At 62.0% G+C, this 17729-nt stretch carries 13 protein-coding genes; 5 read left to right on the top strand and 8 right to left on the bottom strand.

Annotation, left to right across the window (positions count from 1 at the left end; genetic code table 11):
- Nucleotides 1-34: 34 nt before the first annotated feature.
- Nucleotides 35-1612 (top strand): RNA polymerase factor sigma-54, encoded by a 1578-nt coding sequence (gene rpoN, locus OIS50_RS15905; RefSeq protein WP_264691616.1) that lies wholly within the window; start codon nt 35-37, stop codon nt 1610-1612.
- A 101-nt stretch (nt 1613-1713) separates the two neighbouring features.
- Nucleotides 1714-2340 carry a hypothetical protein gene (locus tag OIS50_RS15900; protein WP_264691615.1) on the top strand — a complete coding sequence of 209 codons (627 nt, stop codon included), beginning with the start codon at nt 1714-1716 and terminating at the stop codon, nt 2338-2340.
- A 33-nt stretch (nt 2341-2373) separates the two neighbouring features.
- Here OIS50_RS15900 and OIS50_RS15895 read toward each other — a convergent pair whose 3' ends face one another.
- Nucleotides 2374-3771, bottom strand: a complete 1398-nt coding sequence (locus tag OIS50_RS15895; RefSeq protein ID WP_264691614.1) for an FAD-dependent oxidoreductase — start codon at nt 3769-3771, stop codon at nt 2374-2376.
- A 611-nt stretch (nt 3772-4382) separates the two neighbouring features.
- Between OIS50_RS15895 and OIS50_RS15890 the strand changes: the two genes are divergently transcribed.
- Together OIS50_RS15890 and OIS50_RS15885 are read left to right on the top strand one after the other, a co-directional pair.
- Nucleotides 4383-7061, top strand: coding sequence for a TonB-dependent receptor (locus OIS50_RS15890; protein WP_264691613.1), 2679 nt, complete (start codon nt 4383-4385; stop codon nt 7059-7061).
- Between the two features lie 251 nt (nt 7062-7312).
- Entirely contained in the window at nt 7313-10084 is a 2772-nt protein-coding gene (locus OIS50_RS15885) for a TonB-dependent receptor (protein ID WP_264691612.1), read from the top strand.
- A gap of 79 nt (nt 10085-10163) precedes the next feature.
- Here the strand turns inward: OIS50_RS15885 and OIS50_RS15880 are convergent, their stop codons facing one another.
- The 7 genes from OIS50_RS15880 to OIS50_RS15850 form a co-directional block, all read right to left on the bottom strand.
- Nucleotides 10164-10760, bottom strand: a complete 597-nt coding sequence (locus OIS50_RS15880; RefSeq protein WP_264691611.1) for an alpha-ketoglutarate-dependent dioxygenase AlkB family protein — start codon at nt 10758-10760, stop codon at nt 10164-10166.
- A 14-nt stretch (nt 10761-10774) separates the two neighbouring features.
- Nucleotides 10775-11434 carry a hypothetical protein gene (locus OIS50_RS15875; RefSeq protein ID WP_264691610.1) on the bottom strand — a complete coding sequence of 220 codons (660 nt, stop codon included), beginning with the start codon at nt 11432-11434 and terminating at the stop codon, nt 10775-10777.
- A gap of 118 nt (nt 11435-11552) precedes the next feature.
- Nucleotides 11553-12836: a kynureninase gene (gene kynU, locus OIS50_RS15870; protein ID WP_264691609.1), complete on the bottom strand. Its 1284-nt coding sequence runs from the start codon at nt 12834-12836 to the stop codon at nt 11553-11555.
- Nucleotides 12837-13162: 326 nt separating this feature from the next.
- Nucleotides 13163-14368 carry a hypothetical protein gene (locus OIS50_RS15865; RefSeq protein ID WP_264691608.1) on the bottom strand — a complete coding sequence of 402 codons (1206 nt, stop codon included), beginning with the start codon at nt 14366-14368 and terminating at the stop codon, nt 13163-13165.
- 124 nt (nt 14369-14492) lie between these two features.
- Nucleotides 14493-14972, bottom strand: a complete 480-nt coding sequence (locus OIS50_RS15860) for a hypothetical protein (RefSeq protein ID WP_264691607.1) — start codon at nt 14970-14972, stop codon at nt 14493-14495.
- A gap of 97 nt (nt 14973-15069) precedes the next feature.
- Nucleotides 15070-16137, bottom strand: coding sequence for an amidohydrolase family protein (locus tag OIS50_RS15855; RefSeq protein ID WP_264691606.1), 1068 nt, complete (start codon nt 16135-16137; stop codon nt 15070-15072).
- A 66-nt stretch (nt 16138-16203) separates the two neighbouring features.
- Nucleotides 16204-16731, bottom strand: coding sequence for a 3-hydroxyanthranilate 3,4-dioxygenase (locus OIS50_RS15850; protein WP_264691605.1), 528 nt, complete (start codon nt 16729-16731; stop codon nt 16204-16206).
- 201 nt (nt 16732-16932) lie between these two features.
- Here OIS50_RS15850 and OIS50_RS15845 point away from each other — a divergent pair, with 201 nt between their 5' ends.
- Nucleotides 16933-17724, top strand: coding sequence for an SDR family oxidoreductase (locus tag OIS50_RS15845; protein ID WP_264691604.1), 792 nt, complete (start codon nt 16933-16935; stop codon nt 17722-17724).
- Nucleotides 17725-17729 lie beyond the last annotated feature (5 nt).

Here is a 17729-nt window from a genome sequence, read left to right as displayed (position 1 = left end):
CCTCCCACGGCAGCGGACGCACGCGTACCGAGTTATGCAACGACTAGACATGAAACAGCTTCTCTCGCAGAAGCTGTCGCCCCAACAAATACAGTTTATCAAGCTGCTGCAGATACCCACTGCCGAGCTTGAAATGCGCATTAAAGAAGAGCTGGAAGCCAACCCCGCGCTGGAAGAAGGCGACGCGGAGGAGGCCGACATGGCCGATGAAGAAGCCGACGACGATTTCGGCGACGACCAGGACGACGCCGACGAAGCCCCGGCTGAAGGCGAAGAGTACGACAACGACGAGAACACCCTCGACGAAGACTTCGACGAAACACCCGAGCCCGAGCTGGAACTGCCCCGCGACGAGGACACGAGCGAAACCAAGGACTCGGACGACCTGGACCTGGAAGACTACCTCAACGACGACGAAATTGCCGGCTACAAAATGCAGGGCGACAACGGCGGCGACGAGGAGGAACGCGACATGCCCCTGGCCGATACCAGCAGCACGCTCACCGACTCGCTGTTCGAGCAGCTGCGCTTTATGGACCTCGACGAAAAGCACGAGGCCATTGGCCGGCAGCTGATTGGCTCGATCGACGCCGACGGCTATATCCGGCGCGACTTAGGCGCCATTGCCAACGACCTGGCCTTCTCGCAGAACATCGAAGCCACCGAGGCCGAGATTGAGCAGGCCTTGCGCCTGATCCAGACGTTCGACCCGCCCGGCATCGGTGCCCGCGACCTGCGCGAGTGCCTGCTGCTGCAGCTCGATCGGCGCCCCCACGACGACGTGGTGGAGCACGCGCAGCGCATTCTGGAGGAAACCTTCGACGAGTTCACAAAAAAACACTACCCCAAAATTCAGCAGCGGCTTGACCTCTCGGACGAGGAAATCAAGGAGGCCATCGGACTGATACTGAAGCTCAACCCCAAGCCCGGCGGCTCCGACCCCACGGGCGGCGGCCGGGTGCAGTACATCATTCCCGACTTCATCCTGACCAACGACAACGGCGAGCTGCACCTAACCCTGAACGCGCGCAACGCGCCCGACCTGCGCGTAAGCCGCGACTATCAGGAGATGTTCCAGGCCTACGACAAGGGGGCCAAGAAGGACAAGAAGCTGAAAGAGGCCGTAACCTTCGTGAAGCAGAAGCTCGACGCGGCCAAGTGGTTTATCGACGCCATTAAGCAGCGCCAGCAAACTCTGCTGCGCACCATGGATGCCATTGTGCGCTACCAGAAGGATTTCTTCCTGGAAGGCGACGAAAGCAAGCTGCGCCCGATGATTCTGAAAGACATTGCCCAGGAAATCGGCATGGACATCAGTACGGTGAGCCGGGTGGCCAACTCCAAGGCCGTGCAAACGGAGTTCGGTATCTACCCGCTTAAGTACTTCTTCTCCGAAGGCATTGCCACCGACTCGGGCGAGGATGCTTCGAGCCGCGAGGTGAAGCACATCCTGAAGGAAATCATTGAGGCCGAAGACAAGCGCCGGCCGCTGTCGGACGACAAGCTGGAGAAGATGCTGAACACCCGCGGCTACAACATTGCCCGCCGCACCGTGGCCAAGTACCGCGAGCAGCTGAACATTCCGGTGGCGCGCCTGCGCAAGGAGCTGTAAATAATGATCAATTGACAATGAACAATGAGCAATTGCCGGCGCAGCCCGGCAGTCGTTCGGTGCTCGTTGTCAATTGATCATTGCTCATTGTTAATTGATCATTGAAAACCCGCCTGGCCTACGGGCTGTCCGTTATTTTTCATCCGCTGCTGGTGCCCACATACCTGGTGCTGGTACTGGCTTACGGCCTCCCACCGCTCTTGCTGCCGCTGGCAACCGACGCCCGGTGGCGGCTGGTGTTGTGGGTGTGGGTGCTCACGTTTTGGCTGCCGGGCCTAGGTACGTGGCTGCTGGTTCGGGCCGGGCGCGTTAGCTCCGTCGAGCTGTACGAGCGGCGCCAACGCCCCTTGCCGCTGTTGCTTACGGCCCTAGGTTTCGGGGCGGCTACGGTGCTGGTGGCGGGCACGGCGGCCTACCGCGCCCCGTTGCTGCTGCTGATGCTCGGCAGCATTACCCTGGCCGTGCTGCTCACGCTGCTGATTACGCTGCGCTGGAAAATATCGGCGCACGGCGTGGGGCTGGGAGGCGCGCTGGGGCTGCTATTGCTGCTGGTGCTGGGCTCCTACCCCATCGGGCCCGCTGGCCCTAGGTGGCTGCTGGCCGCGGGTGCAGTGGCAGCGGCCGTGGGCTGGGCGCGCCTGGTTTTGCAGGCGCATACGCCCGCGCAAGTAGTGGCCGGCCTGGCACTGGGCGCCGCGGTGGCCCTAGGTGCCGGCTGGCTCGGGTAACCTCTTACTTGTCACCTGTTACCTGTTACTCAATCACCTAACAACCTGCGCCATTTCCTGCTGCACCAGTTGCTGCACCTCCGGGCGGTCGTAGTCTTCCTCGCTTTGGATGCGCGCCATCAGGCGGCTCATGATGGCATCCTGCCGCTGGCCGTTGGCCCAGGCTTCGGCGTAGGGGCGGTGCGAGAAGGTTACCTGCGAGTACAGCGGCAGCCACTGATCGGGGTACTGTGCGGCAATCTTGCTTTCGATTTTTTTCTGCAGCAAAAAGCGTGGGTCGGCTACCTTGTCGCGCATCTCCACGAAGTTGTAAACGGCCAGATCGGCAATGGCGTCGGCGTTGGGCTTGCGCAGGCGCTGGAACTCCCGGAACACCGTGCCCCAGTTGCCGGGGTGCTGCGTCAGCAGTTCATCGAGCACGGTGCAATCCTCGAAGCCGGCGTTCATGCCCTGCCCATAAAACGGCACAATGGCGTGGGCAGCGTCGCCGAGCAGCACCACGTTGTCCTCGTGCATCCACGGAAAGCATTTTACCGTGACGAGCGACGACGTGGGGTTCTCGAAGAAGTCTGCCAGCAGCTCGGGCATCAGCGGCACGGCATCCGGAAATACCCGCTCGAAAAACGCCTGCACCTGCTCGGGCGTGCGCAACGCGGCAAACGACTCCTCGCCCTCAAAGGGAAAGAACAGTGTGCACGTGAAGGTGCCGTCGAGGTTGGGCAGGGCAATCATCATGTAGCGCCCGCGCGGCCAAATGTGCAGGGCGTGCTTTTCGAGCTGCCAGGTGCCGTCGGCGGCGGGCGCAATGGTCAGCTCCTTGTACCCGTACTCGAGGTACGATTGCGAGTAGTCGAACCGATCGGTGCGCTGCATGGAGCCACGCACGGCCGAAAAAGCGCCGTCGGTACCGAACAGCCGCTGGTACCCTAGGTGCTTTTCTTCGCCGGTAGCGCTGTCGCGCAAGTGCAGCTGCTGCCCGCGCAAATCAACCTCCAGGCACTGCTGCCCAAAGTTGAGCTGAATGTGGGGCTCGGCCTCGGCCAAATCGAGCAGACGGCGGTTGAGCCCACCCCGCGACACCGAATAAATTCCCTGCCCGGGCTGCCCGTAGGGCTGGTAGCTGAGCTTGCCCTGCGCGTCGTGCATCACGCGGCCGTACATCGGAATGGCCACCTCGCGCACGGCATCGGCAATGCCGATGCCCTCCAGGGCCCGCCACCCGCGGTCGGACAACGCGAGGTTGATGGAGCGGCCAGCGGCTGCACCGGCGCGGCGCGGATCGGGGCGCCGCTCGAACACCTGCACCCGGTGCCCGTGCCGCGCCAGGTACAAGCTCAGCAGCGAACCTACCAAGCCTCCGCCCATTACGGTAAGCTGCTCTTTTTCAGTTTGGTTGCGGGCTGCGTTGGGTGGGGTGGCGTTGGTGGTCATAGGTACGGGTGAGCGAGGCAAACGTGCCAAATTACAGGTTTGCCACTGTGGTTTGCGCAAGAAATTCCTGCGCTCTGCCGAGAAAAGAGTGCTATTCGCGCATTTTTTTGGCGGGGGCCAAACGCGCGCCTACCTTTGGGTGCTATTATCCAAATAGTTAGGCCACATACTGCATTTGCGTAGTCCTTGTTTAGTCCCTTACCCGTCCGTGTGTACTTTTGCGCGCCCTTATTTACCGCGCCACCGCCCGCTACTGCTGTTAAGCCACAACCCAAGCCCGGTACAAACTTCAGCAACCCCTAGCCTGATTGTTTTGCAAACACCAACAACCACCTAGGCCTCAGGCGTTTTTCCATCCTAAAACTTACGAGGCTGCGGCTTGTGGCCCTTGGACCCGGCCTGCACTATCGGCGCACTCAGGCTTCTCAGAACTCGGCTTCATCATTTCCTGACAAAAATCAGGAATTGCACTACTTCAGGTTGGTGTATCTTTCCTGATGTGTTTTTTCAAGGAATATAGAATTCTGTAAAGTTCCTGATCTTTGCACGTTTGCCGAATGCCCTTCGGCCTTCTTCGACCCGATTTTTCCCTTCTTTTTTCACACCTTTTTATGCGGCAACTATACCCCTGCCTGCTTGCTTTGGGCGGCGCGCTGTTAGCAACCCCTGCGCTTGCCCAGTCGGAAGCCGGTGTTAGCGGCGTCGTACGCAACGATGCCGGCGAACCTATACCCGGCGCTACCGTTTTCCTGAAAGGCACCCTCGTTGGCACCGGCACCAACTACCTAGGGCAGTTTTCGCTGCCGGCCGATTTCAGCCGTGGGCCCGTTATCATTTCCATCTCGTTTGTGGGCTACGAAACGCGCGAGTTGGAGCTGAGCAAGCCTACCCCCGACGTGGTGGTGACGCTGAACGAAGCCGTAACACTGAACGAAGTTGTAGTAGCAGCCTCGCGCGTAGAGGAATCGTTGCAGCAAGCCCCCGTAACCATCGAGAAGGTTGGCGCTCAGCAGATTATGCGCGTACCCCCGCCCGATGTACTGGCCAGCCTGAACAGCTACAAAGGCATCGACGTGAACTCGAGCAGCATGGTGATGAGCAGCCTCAGCACCCGCGGCTTCAACTCGCCTAAGTCGGAGCGCGTGATTCAGCTGGTCGATTACTTCGACACCCAGTCGCCTTCGCTGAACGTAAACTCGGGCAACCTCACCGGTATTCCGGAGCTTGACATTGCCAGCATTGAGGTAATTCACGGCCCGGCTTCGGCGCTGTACGGTGCCAACGCCTTCAACGGCGTGGTACTGCTGAACTCGAAAGACCCGTTTGTGACGGAAGGCCTGAGCGCCCGCGTACGCGGCGGCGAACGGTCGTACCTCGACGGGCAGCTGCGCTACGCCAAGAAGTTCGGCAACAAGCTAGCCTTCAAGCTGGTAGGCAGCTACCTCACCGGCCAGGACTGGATGGCCAGCAACTTCGACCCGACCAACAAGCGCCTGGTGCCGACCAACAACGACGCCAACTCGCCGCTGGGCTACGATGCCGTAAACCGCTACGGGGATGTGTCGAACACCTTCCGCGCTGGCCAGCCCTTCCCCACGGGCGTGAGCTCCGAGCTGGTAGGCAAAACGGTGTTTATGCCGGGTTTTAGCGAGCAAACGCTGATTGGCGACGACGACAAAGCCCAGTCGTACAAAGTGGTGCCCACGCTTTCGTACCTGCTGACGGATAAGCTGAAGGCTACCGTAAGCGCCAGCCTGGCCCGCGGCACCGCCAGCTACCAGAGCGCCAGCCGCTACCGCCTGCGCGACTTCGGCACCAACCAGTACCGCGGCGAGCTGAAAGGCGAGCGGTGGTTTCTGCGGGGCTCCTCGACCCAGGACTTCGGCAACAACAGCTACGACCTAGGCTTCCTGGGCGCGTTTCTGCAAACCTCGCCCAACGCCGAAGGCTCCAGCACCTCGTACGCGCAGCAGTACTTTGGCACGTACAACTTCGCCTACAAGCAGGCCCGCGCAGCCGGCCAGACGCCCGAGCAAGCCTTGGCCAGTGCTCAGGCAGCAGCCAACCGCACGCAGCTCGACCCGAACAGCGAGCGGTTCGGCCAGCTGCGCTCCAAGATTATCAGCGACCCCACCCCCGGTGCGGGTGCCCGCCTGAAGCCCAGCTCGCTGCTGAATGAAGGCAACGCGCAGTACGATTTCCGCTTCGGCCAGCACACCAACCTGATCGTGGGTGCCTCGTACCGCAAGTTCCGCCTAGGTTCAAACGGCCAGTTCTTCTCCGACGACAACCAGCGCATCCAGAACCACGAGTTGGGCGGCTACACCCAGCTGGCTCACCAGATGCTCGACGACCGCCTGAAGCTGGCCTTGGCCGTGCGCGTCGACGATTTCAAGAACTTCGACCCGGCGGTGTCGCCGCGGGCTTCGGTGGTGTACTCGGCCGGCGCCAACAAGCAGCACAGCTTCCGCGCCAGCTACGGCAAGGCGTTCCGCTCGCCCACGCAGCTCGACCAGTACGTGCGCCTCGACGTGGGCCAGGTGTTGCTGCTCGGCAACGTAGACAACGGATTCCAGGGCTATGCGCTGAACGCGCAGGGCGTAGGCGGCGAGATTAACCTGGCCCCCCTGAAGCTGGAGCGCCTGAGCACCTACGAGGGTGGCTACCGCGGCGTGTTTGCCAACAAGCTGAGCGTAGACATCAACTACTTCCGCAGCCAGTACAACGACTTCATCGGTGGCCGCCGCTTTATCGGCAACACCAACGGCACGCGCCCCACGCCGCAGGAGTTGCAGGCCGCGGCGCCCCAGTTCCAGAACAAGGCCCTGCCCACCCGCGTGCTGCAGGTTTGGACGAACGCCGACCAGGAGGTACGCACGCAAGGCGCCGCCCTGGGCCTGAGCTACAACGTAGCCAAGCCCCTGACCGTGACGGCCAACTACTCGCTGAACGTGCTCGACCGCTCGAACATCGCCGACCCCGAGTTCCAGACGTACTTCAACACGCCCAAGCACAAGTACAACGTGGGTGCCAACGGCGCTACCGGCCAGTTTAGCTACTCGCTGAATTACCGCTGGGCCCAAGGCCACCTCTACGAAACGCCGTTTGCCATTGGCGAGCTGAGCGACTACAGCGCCCTCGATGCTTACGTAGGCTACGCCCTGCCCAAGCTCGCAAGCACGCTGCAGGTAGGCGCTTCGAACATTCTGGACAGCAATAACGTGCAGATTTACGGTGGGCCGCAAATCGGCCGCCTGGCTTACGTAGGCCTGCTCGTCGACATTAAGTAAGACCGGCACCCACGGCCCTTACGCCTAGGTTACCAACCGCCCGGTACCCTGCCAGCCACGGCAGCGGTGCCGGGCGGTTGGCTTTGGGCCCTAGGTGCCCCGGCCGCGCCACCACCAGAAGCAAACAAGCTCGGCAAAAGCGGAGGGGTATTCGGCCAGTATTGCTGCGCGTTCGGCAAGTTCTGGCGGCACCTCAGCTGGCGCGTGCGGAAGTTTGGAACCCTTTTCCAAAACTCCACACACCCTTTGCAATGAAGTACTGCTACCCCCTGATTTTATCGGGACTTTTGCTTACACAGGCCGCACCAAGCGCCCTGGCGCAGGCCGACAACCCCGCGGGCAACAAAGGCCCGGCCGCGCAGCCGCCCCGCACGGCCCCTACCGATAACACCCTGCAAGCCATCGGCGGCGTTATCCGTACCGACGAGGGCATGCCCTTGCCGGGCGCCACGGTGTTCGTGAAAGGCACCTTTATCGGCACCAGCACCGACCAGTTCGGCAAGTTTCGGCTGGAGGCGCCCTTTGGCGAGCAGCCCGTGGTGCTCGTGGTTTCGTACGTGGGCTACCAAACCCAGGAGCTGGAGCTGCGCGTGCCCGATAACCAGCTGAGCGTGGGTCTTTCGGCCAGCCCGCAGCAGCTAAACGAAACCGTGGTATCGGCCTCGCGCGTGGAAGAACAGATCATGCGCGCCCCGGTAACGGTAGAGAAGATTACCGGCCGCCAGATCGAGCGGATTTCGACGCCCGAGGTGCTGGCCGGCCTGGGCCAGTTTAAGGGCGTCGACGTGAACTCGGCTTCGATGCTGTTCACCTCCATCAGCACGCGCGGCTTCAACACGGCCAAATCGGAGCGCGTAATTCAGCTCTACGACTACGCCGACTCGCAGCTGCCTTCGCTGAACCTCAGCCCCGGCAACCTGGTGGGTATTCCGGAGGTTGATATGGAGAGCATCGAGATTGTGCACGGCCCGGCCTCGGCCCTGTACGGCGCCAATGCCTTCAACGGCGTGGTGTTGTTCAACTCGAAAGACCCGTTTGTGTACGAAGGGCTGACGATGCGCCTGCGCGGCGGCGAGCGGAACTTCCTCGACGGACAGCTGCGCTACGCCCGCCGCATCACCGAGAAGCTGGCGTTTAAAGTATCGGGCAGCTACCTCACGGCCAACGACTGGATAGCGCGCAACTACGAAGCCAGCGCCACCTCCGACAACCCCGAAGGCTCGGCCCTGGGCTACGATGCCGTGAACCGCTACGGCGACCTGAGCTACACCTTTACGCCCCAGCAGCAGCTGCCCGGCGGCACCAGCCCCGAGCTGTACGGCCGCCGCCTGTACGCCCCCGGCTACACCGAGCAGGAGCTGATTGCCGACGACAACAAAACCCGCTCGTACCGGGTGGAGGGCACGCTGGCCTACCTGCTGCGCGACGACCTGAAGCTGACGCTGAGCGCACGCCGCGCCGCGGGCACGGCCACGTACCAAAACCTGAGCCGTTTCCGCATCAAGGACCTAGGCATCAACCAGTACCGCATGGAGCTGAAAAGCTCGAAGGGCTTCCTGCGCGCCTACTCCACCCAGGATTTCAGCGGCGACTCGTACGAGCTGAACCTGTTGGGCTCGTTCCTGACGGTGGCGCCGGCCCAGGAAGGCGCCAGCTTCAGCTACGCCGACCAGTACATTAGCACCTACAACGCCGTGTACAAGCAGGCCCGCAGCGCCAACCGCACCGTGGACCAAGCCTTGGCCATGGCGCAAGCAGCGGCTGCCGGTACCATGCTCAAATCCACCGATCCGCGCTTTGCCACGTTGCGTCAGCAGCTGATCGGCAACGACGACCCGGTGAAGCGCGGTGCCAAAATGAACCTCGACTCGTACCTGCACGACGTGAGCGGCCAGCGCCAGTTCAAGCTGGCCGAGGCTACGCAGCTGACGGTGGGCGCTGCTTACCGAGCCTACCGCCTGGGCTCGGGCGGCCGCATATTTGGCGATACGCCCGGCAACCGCGTCCGCAACCACGAGTACGGCGCCTACGCCCAGGTTACCCAAACCCTGCTCGACGACCACCTGAAACTGGCCGCTGCCGCCCGCATCGACGAGTTCAAGAACTTTAAGGCCGCCGTGTCGCCGCGCGCTTCGGCGGTGTACTCGTTCGGGGCCGAAAAGCAGCACAGCCTGCGCAGCAGCTTCGGCTCGGCGTTCCGCAGCCCCGCCCAGCTGGAGCAGTTCACGCAGGTTGATATTATCGGCCGCGTGTACCAGGGCAACATCGGCAACGGCTACCAGGGCTACAGCCTCGTGAACAGCCAGGGCCAGGCGTTCGGCACGGCGCCGCTCAGCACCTTCGAGCTGACGGTGAAGCCCCTAGGTCTGGAGCGCGTAAACACCCTGGAGGTGGGTTACAAAGGCGTAATTCTGCCGAAGCTGTACGCCGACGTAAACTTCTACTCCAGCCGCTACAACGACTTCATCGGGGCCACTTACTTCATCGGCAACACCGATGGCACGCGCCCCACGCCGCAGCAGCTGCAAACGGCCCAGCGCACCGATTTCGGCCCGGGCCAGCCCACGCGCTTTTTGTTTGTGTACAACAACAACGAGCAGGAGGTGCGCACGCGCGGCGGCGCCGTAGGCCTCACCTACTACGCCCTGCGCGCCCTGCACCTGTCGGCCAACTACTCGCTGAACGTGCTCGACCGCGACAACCTGCCCCAGGGCTTTGTTACGTTCTTCAACACGCCCAAGCACAAGTACAACGTGGGCGCCGAGGGCCAGGTGGGCCAGCACCTGCACTACAACGTAAACTACCGCTGGGTACAAAGCCACCTGCAGGAAATGCCGTTTGCCACCGGTACCATCAGCGACTACAGCACGCTGGACGCCTCGGCCGGCTACACCCTGCCCAAGCTCGGCACCACGCTGCAGCTAGGTGCCTCCAACCTGCTCAACAACGACAACGTGCAGGTATACGGCGGCCCGGGCATCGGCCGCCTGGCTTACCTGGGCTTGCTCATCGAGCTGAAGTAAGCAGCAGCAACGTGAAAAAAAGCCGGCCCCGCACTGTGCGGGGCCGGCTTTTTTGTTGCGGCATTCGGGTGCTGGCCGCTTAGCTGATAATGTTGCGGAAAGTCAGGTTGATGCGCGGGCCCACTGGCCGGGCCGTTTTGGGCAGGGCGTGCTGCCAGTTGTGCTGCGTGGGGCCCTGCATCAGCAACAGGCTGCCGTGGGGCAAATCGAGCGACACGGGCGCGGCCTCGAAGCTGGCGTTGGGCCGGCGCCGAAAGCGGAAGCGCCGCGTGGCACCTAGGCTAAGCGAGGCAATAACGGGGGCCGGGCCCAGCTCGGGTTCGTCGTCGGCGTGCCAGCCCATGCTGTCCTGGCCGTGGCGGTAGAGGTTGAGCAGCACGCTGTTGTAGGTTGCCCCGGTAGCTTGCTGCAGGCGCAGGCGCAGGGCGTGCAGCGTGGGCGTAAGCGCCGCGGGCTGCAGCTGCAGGCCCGAGTAGCGGTAGGCCGCGCCGGCGTCGCCGTGCCACGCAATCAGGCGCGGCTGCAGCACCTCGCGGCCGAACAGGCGGATGGGCTCTTGCCGCCACGCAATGCCGTCGGTCAGCTCGCGGAGCAGGGCGTCGGCGTCGGCTGGGGGCAGAAAGCGAGCATTGAAGCGCACATCGGCGCGGGGCATGGCCAGGGGCAGCAGCGGCATACCTGGGCGCGGGGTTATTGGCTGAGGCCGGGTATGGCCACGCCGGCGTAGCGCAGCAGCAGCATAAACAGCATGTTGAGGGCAAAGATGACGAGCAGCGGCATCAGCCAACCACGCGGCCGGTAGGTTTGAGCCCCGATAAAATTGGGCCACAGCACGTACACATAAAGCGCCGCCAGCACCACGTTGATGCCCAGGAAAATGTACTCGGGCCGCACGGCTATCAGCCTCGAGATCCACCCCAAACCGCTGATGCCCAGCACCACCAAAGCTACCAGCAGCGCGGCTCCGCCGTAGCGGCGCAGGCGCAGCAGGTTCATCAGCATCAGTACGCCCCCGATCAGGAACGAGAAAACCGAAAACACCACTACCGTAGTTGGCGAGTACAGCGCGGGGGCATCCGGGGCGGGCTGCTCGGGCTCTTCGGTCGCGGCGGGCTTGGTCATCCAGGCGGGCTCGGGTGCGGGGTTGCGCAGGGCCTCGGCTTCGGACTTCGCCAACGAGGCTTGCAGCTCGCTCCGCAGCGCTACCAAGTTATCGATGGCATGGCCCCGACGCTCCAGCTCGCTTAGCGCGGCCAGCACGGCCTGCTCGCGGTATTCGGCCCGCCGCGCCACGTACAACTGGAGTTCGGCGTCGGTTTTGCCGACCATCTTGGCGGCGTAATCTTCCATAATGCAAAGGCGAAAACCAGGCTTGCCAGGGGTAGGCGGCCTGCCGGTGTAATAGTACGAGAAAGCCAGCACCTAGGGTGGCCTAGGTACGCAGCTCGCAACAGAGTTAAACCGCTGGCTAGGCCGTTCGGTTGGCCCACTGAGCAAAGGCCTGCCCAATGCGCCACACCTCCTCAAACGAGTTGTAGAGCGGCACGGGTGCCAGCCGGATAACGTTGGGCTCGCGCCAGTCGCCCACAATGCCTTGCGCGGCCAGGTAGTCGAACAGGGCGCGGCCCTCGCGGTGCACCAGCACTGAGAGCTGGCAACCGCGCTCGGCGGGGTTTGCGGGCGTAATGATTTCCAGCTCGTGGGCCGGCAGGCCCGCCTCGCGCAGCACAAACTCGAGGTAGGCCGTGAGCTGCTCGCTTTTGCGGCGCAGGGCAGGCATACCGCCGGCTTCTTCCACCACGGCCAGCGCGGCCCGGTGAATGGCCATCGGGAAGATTTGCCCGTTGGAAAGCTGCCAGCCGGCCGCCCCCGCCATCGGCCGGAAGCCTTTTTTCATCTGGAAGCGGTCGGCGGGGTCGTGGCCCCACCAGCCGGCCAGGCGCGGCAGATCGGGTTGGTGGGCAAACCGCTCGTGCACGAACACGCCCGAGGTACCGCCGGGGCCCGAGTTGAGGTACTTGTAGGTGCACCAGCAGGCAAAGTCCACGTCCCAGTTGTGGAGGTGCAGCACCAGGTTGCCGGCGGCGTGGGCCAGGTCGAAACCTACCACGGCGCCTACGGCGTGGCCGGCGCGGGTAATGGCCTCCATATCGAAGGCCTGGCCGGTGTAGTAGTTCACGCCACCTAGGAGCACGAGGGCCAGTTCGTCGCCCAGTTCCGCAATGCGCGCTTCAATATCCGGGGTGCGCAGGGTATGCTCGCCGGGGCGCGGCAGCAACTCCACGATGGCGTCGTCGGGGGCGTAGCCGTGCAGCTTCACCTGGCTTTCCAGGGCGTACTGATCCGAGGGAAACGCGCCGCCTTCCATCAGCACTTTGTAGCGGCGGCCGCTGGGGCGGTAAAACGAGATGAGCAGCAAGTGCAGGTTGGTGGTGAGGTTGTTCATCACCACTACCTCCACGGGCTTGGCGCCTACCAGCCGCGCGGTGGCATCGGTTAGGGTTTCGTGGTAGTGCATCCAGGGCGAGGTGCCGTGAAAGTGGCCCTCTACGGCGCGCTCCTCCCAGCTCTGGAACTCCTGCTCCACGGCCGCCCGGGCATTTTTCGGCAGCAGCCCCAGCGAGTTGCCGCAGCAGTAAATAGCCGGTTGCCCGTTGGGCCCCTTCGGAATATGAAATTGCTCCCGAAACCCACGCAACGGGTCGGCAGCATCGAGCTGGAGGGCGAAAGAGTGCGCGTTCTGAAATGTCATTGGAAAACGGTGGATTGGCTGCATCTAGGGTTGATGGAAGGCCCGCTTTATGGCCTGATGTAGTACTGCAACCCGCCTTTGAGCAGAGGCAAAGGAAGCGCACGGAGCCAGGGGAGGCATCCGGTAAAAGTATAATGCATCTGCGGCAAATGCCTTTCGAAGCCCACGTGATGACCAGCAGACCCATTAATCACCGCTGTTTCAAAACGCTTTGCCCGCAGTTCCACACTTACCATACTAATCAGGGAGCACTGGCCGTGGGCAGCAGAGTTGTACTCCTGCTGTGTTGCTGCTCAGCGGCAGCATCCTAACCAACCGTCGTTCCCTTAGTTTACCCAAAAGAAGTTGAGAAATTGGTTGTAGAAGTACATGCCCCAGAAAAGGTTGAGGAGGTACAAACCTACCGCCAGCTCCCGGTACCACTTCGAGTTGCTGGGCGTTGTGAGCGGGTAGGCAGCTATGTACGCTGCGAAGAACAAGAAGTATGTAACGGCTTCGGAAGAACTAAAACCATCAACGTATTGGGGAACGCCCGATGCCCGAGCCAACACCATGCAAGCAATTCCCATCAGTGCCCAAGCCCAATAAGCAAGCCGCTGCTGACCAATCTGCCATATCAGTACGCCGAAAAATGGCGTTGCCAGGATGTACCGGCTCATGCCCACAATATCGCCAGCCTGGTAAAACAAAATGAAGTAGCCTGCCCCGGCACTGTAGCCCAAGCAGAACAGCACGGCCTTCGAAACCTTCTTACGGTTCTCCGGCTGGCTGCGAAGCACCGAAACCAGCCAAGCAATGCCCAACGCAGCACAAGCCACTATAGCCAGCAAAGCGATAAGCAGACCTAGGGCATCGAGCCAATGCACGTCAAATCCGGCCGAGGACCGCAAGGGCCAAGTCGGTATCTTATACACGTGCCGCCACAAGGCGTGCACTTTGTAGAATGCCAGCGGGTCGCCGTGCTGTTTGTACTGCATAAGCATCACGGATCCGAGTGCCGCGGCTATTGCGAACAAGCCTGTAGCCAAGTTCCGCAGCAGGCGCCATCCGCTCCGGAACGGCATCCAGCTCAACAGCTCGGCAAATATGTATGCCGGCACAAACAGCGTTGCGGCCGAGCGAGTCAGGCAACACCCGAGTAATCCTACCAGCGTGAGCCATAGCCGCTCACGGTGCAGCCCAGCCAGCAGCATGCCACCAAAAAGGTAAAACATACCCTCTCCGTAGGGCACAGCCGTGAACATCATCAACGGCACCGACAACAGCAGTAAGATCTGTCTGTTTGATAATTGAAACGCCCAGCTCAGGATACCCACCCCTGCGAAGGCGCATGCGCTGTTGAAAGCGCTAATGCCAATGGGCCCGACTTGCAGCAACCGCCAAGTATAGGGGAATAGCGGAAAAAACGCATTCAGCCCCGACTGCGCGGTGGGGTAGCCGCCCTCTTTAATCTGCCGAAACAAATTGGCGTCCCAGGCAAGCAATGATTGTTCGGTAGGCAACCGGTTAACCACCCCCAGCCAGTAAAGCATGGTGTAGGAAGCTATGCAAAATAACACGTGCCCCGCCACTATAATGACGGTCTGCTGCCAACTCCACCGTTGCGGGGCAGCAACCAACTCCTCCGTCGAGCTTCCGGAGGATGAGACAGGTTGCTTACTCACGGGGGCTGATGCTTTCGATTTTCAAATCGTCCATGTATGTGGGGTGCACCTGCTTGTTTTGCCAGAGAAATACCCGAAGCTCATCGGACGCTTGCATGGTATCGGTGGGCAGTATAAATGTCTTGCGAAGCGGAACCCAACTATTGAACCGGTGAATCACTTCCGGGAACTTCAACTCCTGCCACGCCAATCCCTGCCCGCTGCGCAATACCTGCACCACGATAGACGACACAGTACCCGGCTGTGCTACGTACACCCAAGCCCGAACGCGCAGCTCCTTGGGTGTGCCAATAGCTCCCCAGGTTGTTTGGTACATGGCTGCAACATCAACATCGCGCACAACCATGGCTGAGTGACTTCCTGAATGCGCCACGTCCTCCGTGAGCCACTTGGCCGTGTTGGTGGTGTCGGTGATGCCTTCGAAGTCGCTGTAAGAGATGACAGTATCGGGCGCCGGCTTGCAGCTACCCAATGCGACTAGGCAAACGAATGTAAGCCCGGAACACAATCGATATAGCACAGCACTTGTCAAGCTAAGTGTAGGCGCATAAGGTGCCTCTGGCACAAAGCTACCTTAGTTGTTGCAGAGAACGAAACTGCTCCACACCTACCCCCATCCAATCCAGGGCATTCTGGCCGAGCATGCGGGCTTTCACTTCGTCGGGGTAGGGCATGGAGCGGATAAGCTGGCCGGGCTCCAGCTCGCCGAGCGGGAAGGGGTAATCAGTGCCCAGCACGATTTTGTCGGCGCCCACGGTCTTCACCAAATAGTCGAGCATCATGGGGTCGTGCACCAGCGAATCAACCCAAAAGCGCCCTAGGTACTCGCGCGGGTTCACGGGGTTGTCGATGGCGCAGAGGTCGGGGCGCACCTGAAAACCGTGCTCGATGCGCCCTATGGTGGCCGCAAAGGTGCCGCCGCCGTGCGCCACGGCCACGCGCAGCTTGGGCAGCCGTTCCAGCACGCCGCCAAACACCAGCGAGCAAAGCGCGAGGGTGCTTTCGGCGGGCATGCCCACCAGCCACGGCAGCCAGTACTTGGGCATTTTCTGCTGGGCCATCATGTCCCAAGGGTGAATGAACACCGCGGCGCCCAGCTCTTCGGCGGCCGCAAATACCTCGAAAATCTCAGGAGCATCGAGGTTCCAGTCGTTGATGTGCGAGCCGATTTGCACCCCGATCAGACCCAGCTCCTTTACGCAGCGCTCCAGTTCCTTAATGGCCAGCTCGGGGGCTTGCATGGGTATGGTACCCAGGCCGGCAAAGCGGTCGGGATAATCGGCCACTACGCCGGCTAGGTGGTCGTTGAGCAGGCGGCTCAGGTCGAGGGCATCGTGGGGTTTGGCCCAGTAGCTGAACATGACGGGCACGGTGCTCAGCACCTGCACATCCACCCCAAAATGTTGGCACTCGCGCAGGCGCACGGCGGGGTCCCAGCAGTTGTCCTGGATTTCGCGGAAAAACTTGTCGTCCTGCATCATGCGGGCGCAGCACGGCTTATGGTGCTCCAGCCGGATGAAGCCGCCGTAACCGTACCGCTCGCGCAAATCGGGCCACTGCTTGGGCAGGATGTGGGTGTGAATGTCGATGCGCAAGCCGGAGCCAGGCGCGGGCGTAAGCGCGGGAGTTGCGGCCAACGAATGGGAATGGGTGGGAGGCATTGCCGCGGGCGGGTGGGATGACAATGTATGCGGGCGAGGAAACTACTTCGCCGCTGCCGGCGGCTGCATCACGGTGCCGCAGCTGCGGCAGGTGCGGCGCTCTTCGTTTTGCCAGAAGTTGTTCATAATGACGGGCAGTTGCTTCACGATGTCGGTTACTTCGGCAAACTCCTCGTGCAGCTTGGTGCCGCAGTTTTCGCAGTACCATTGAAAGCCATCCAGCTCGCCGGGTTGGCGGTAGCGCTCCACCACCAGGCCCACCGTATTGGCGGGGCGCTGGGGCGAGTGCGGTACCCCGGCTGGCAACAAAAAGATTTCGCCGGCCCGGATGGGCACGTCCACCGGCTGGCCGTCTTCGATAATCTTCAGCGTCATGTCGCCTTCGAGCTGAAAGAAGAACTCCTCGCTGTCGTCGACGTGGTAATCCTTGCGGGCGTTGGGGCCGCCCACCACCATCACGATAAAGTCGTCGTTGCCTTTAAACACCTGCTGGTTGCCCACGGGCGGCTTCAGCAAGTGGCGGTGTTCATCAATCCATTGCTGAAAGTTGAAGGGACGCGTTACGGGCATGGGTGGGAGGTTGGGTGGTGAAGTAATGGAAAGTGGAGAACCGGCACCTGGGCAACGGCTTGCCGCAACCGGGCCGGGCCTGGGGCTGGCCGCGCGCGACTGCGCCGAAACCACCTAGGCCGGGCGGCAATTCCTCAGCCCAACTTACGCAAAACACCCCATTTGGTGCCAATAAGCCGCCGTTTGTCTACTTTCGAGCTTATGCTTTCAGAACAACTCTCGGGGCGCCGCGCGGTGGTGTGCGGCAGCACGCAAGGCATAGGCCGCGCCGTGGCCGAAGCGCTGGCCGCGCAAGGCGCCGCCGTTACCCTTGTGGCCCGCAACGAAGCCCGCCTGCGCGAGGCCGCCGCCGCGCTACCCGCGCACTTAGGGCAGCAGCACGATTGGCTGGTGGCCGACTTCGCCCAGCCCATCGAGGTGGCTGCCCAGATAGCCAGCCACGTGGCCCGCCACCAAGCCACGCATATTCTGGTGAACAACACCGGCGGCCCCGCCGGCGGCCCCCTGCTCGATGCTCCGGTGGATGCGTTGCGTGCCGCCTTCGAGCAGCACGTTATCTGCAACCACCTGCTGGCCCAGGCGTTGGTGCCAGGCATGAGAGCCGCGGGTTACGGGCGCATCATCAACATTATCAGCACCTCCGTAAAACAGCCGCTGCCCAACCTAGGCGTGTCGAATACTATTCGGGGCGCGGTGGCCAGCTGGGCGAAAACCCTGGCCAACGAGCTGGGTGCATACGGCATCACAGTAAACAACGTGCTGCCCGGCGCCACCCTTACCCAACGGCACCACAGCCTGCTGCAGGCGCGCAGCGCCAGCACGGGCCAACCCGTAGAAGACCTCGAGGCTAACATGCTGCGCCTGATTCCGGCCGGGCGGTTTGGGCATTCGGAGGAAGTGGCGGCGGCGGTGGCGTTTCTGGCCTCGCCGGCCGCGGGTTACATCAACGGCATCAACGTGCCCGTAGATGGCGGCCGCACCAGCAGTTTATAATTTCG

The sequence above is a fragment of the Hymenobacter sp. YIM 151858-1 genome (genome assembly GCF_025979705.1).
Taxonomy (GTDB): Bacteria; Bacteroidota; Bacteroidia; order Cytophagales; family Hymenobacteraceae; genus Solirubrum.
This window is presented reverse-complemented; position numbering and strand designations above follow the sequence as displayed.

Bases quoted from the DNA above. Each gene is read 5' to 3' on its own strand.
- rpoN (WP_264691616.1), top strand. From the start codon at position 35: ATGCAACGACTAGACATGAAACAGCTTCTCTCGCAGAAGCTGTCGCCC.
- OIS50_RS15895 (WP_264691614.1), bottom strand. From the start codon at position 3,771: ATGACCACCAACGCCACCCCACCCAACGCAGCCCGCAACCAAACTGAA.
- OIS50_RS15890 (WP_264691613.1), top strand. From the start codon at position 4,383: ATGCGGCAACTATACCCCTGCCTGCTTGCTTTGGGCGGCGCGCTGTTA.
- OIS50_RS15885 (WP_264691612.1), top strand. From the start codon at position 7,313: ATGAAGTACTGCTACCCCCTGATTTTATCGGGACTTTTGCTTACACAG.
- OIS50_RS15880 (WP_264691611.1), bottom strand. From the start codon at position 10,760: ATGCCGCTGCTGCCCCTGGCCATGCCCCGCGCCGATGTGCGCTTCAAT.
- OIS50_RS15875 (WP_264691610.1), bottom strand. From the start codon at position 11,434: ATGGAAGATTACGCCGCCAAGATGGTCGGCAAAACCGACGCCGAACTC.
- kynU (WP_264691609.1), bottom strand. From the start codon at position 12,836: ATGACATTTCAGAACGCGCACTCTTTCGCCCTCCAGCTCGATGCTGCC.
- OIS50_RS15865 (WP_264691608.1), bottom strand. From the start codon at position 14,368: ATGCTTTACTGGCTGGGGGTGGTTAACCGGTTGCCTACCGAACAATCA.
- OIS50_RS15850 (WP_264691605.1), bottom strand. From the start codon at position 16,731: ATGCCCGTAACGCGTCCCTTCAACTTTCAGCAATGGATTGATGAACAC.
- OIS50_RS15845 (WP_264691604.1), top strand. From the start codon at position 16,933: ATGCTTTCAGAACAACTCTCGGGGCGCCGCGCGGTGGTGTGCGGCAGC.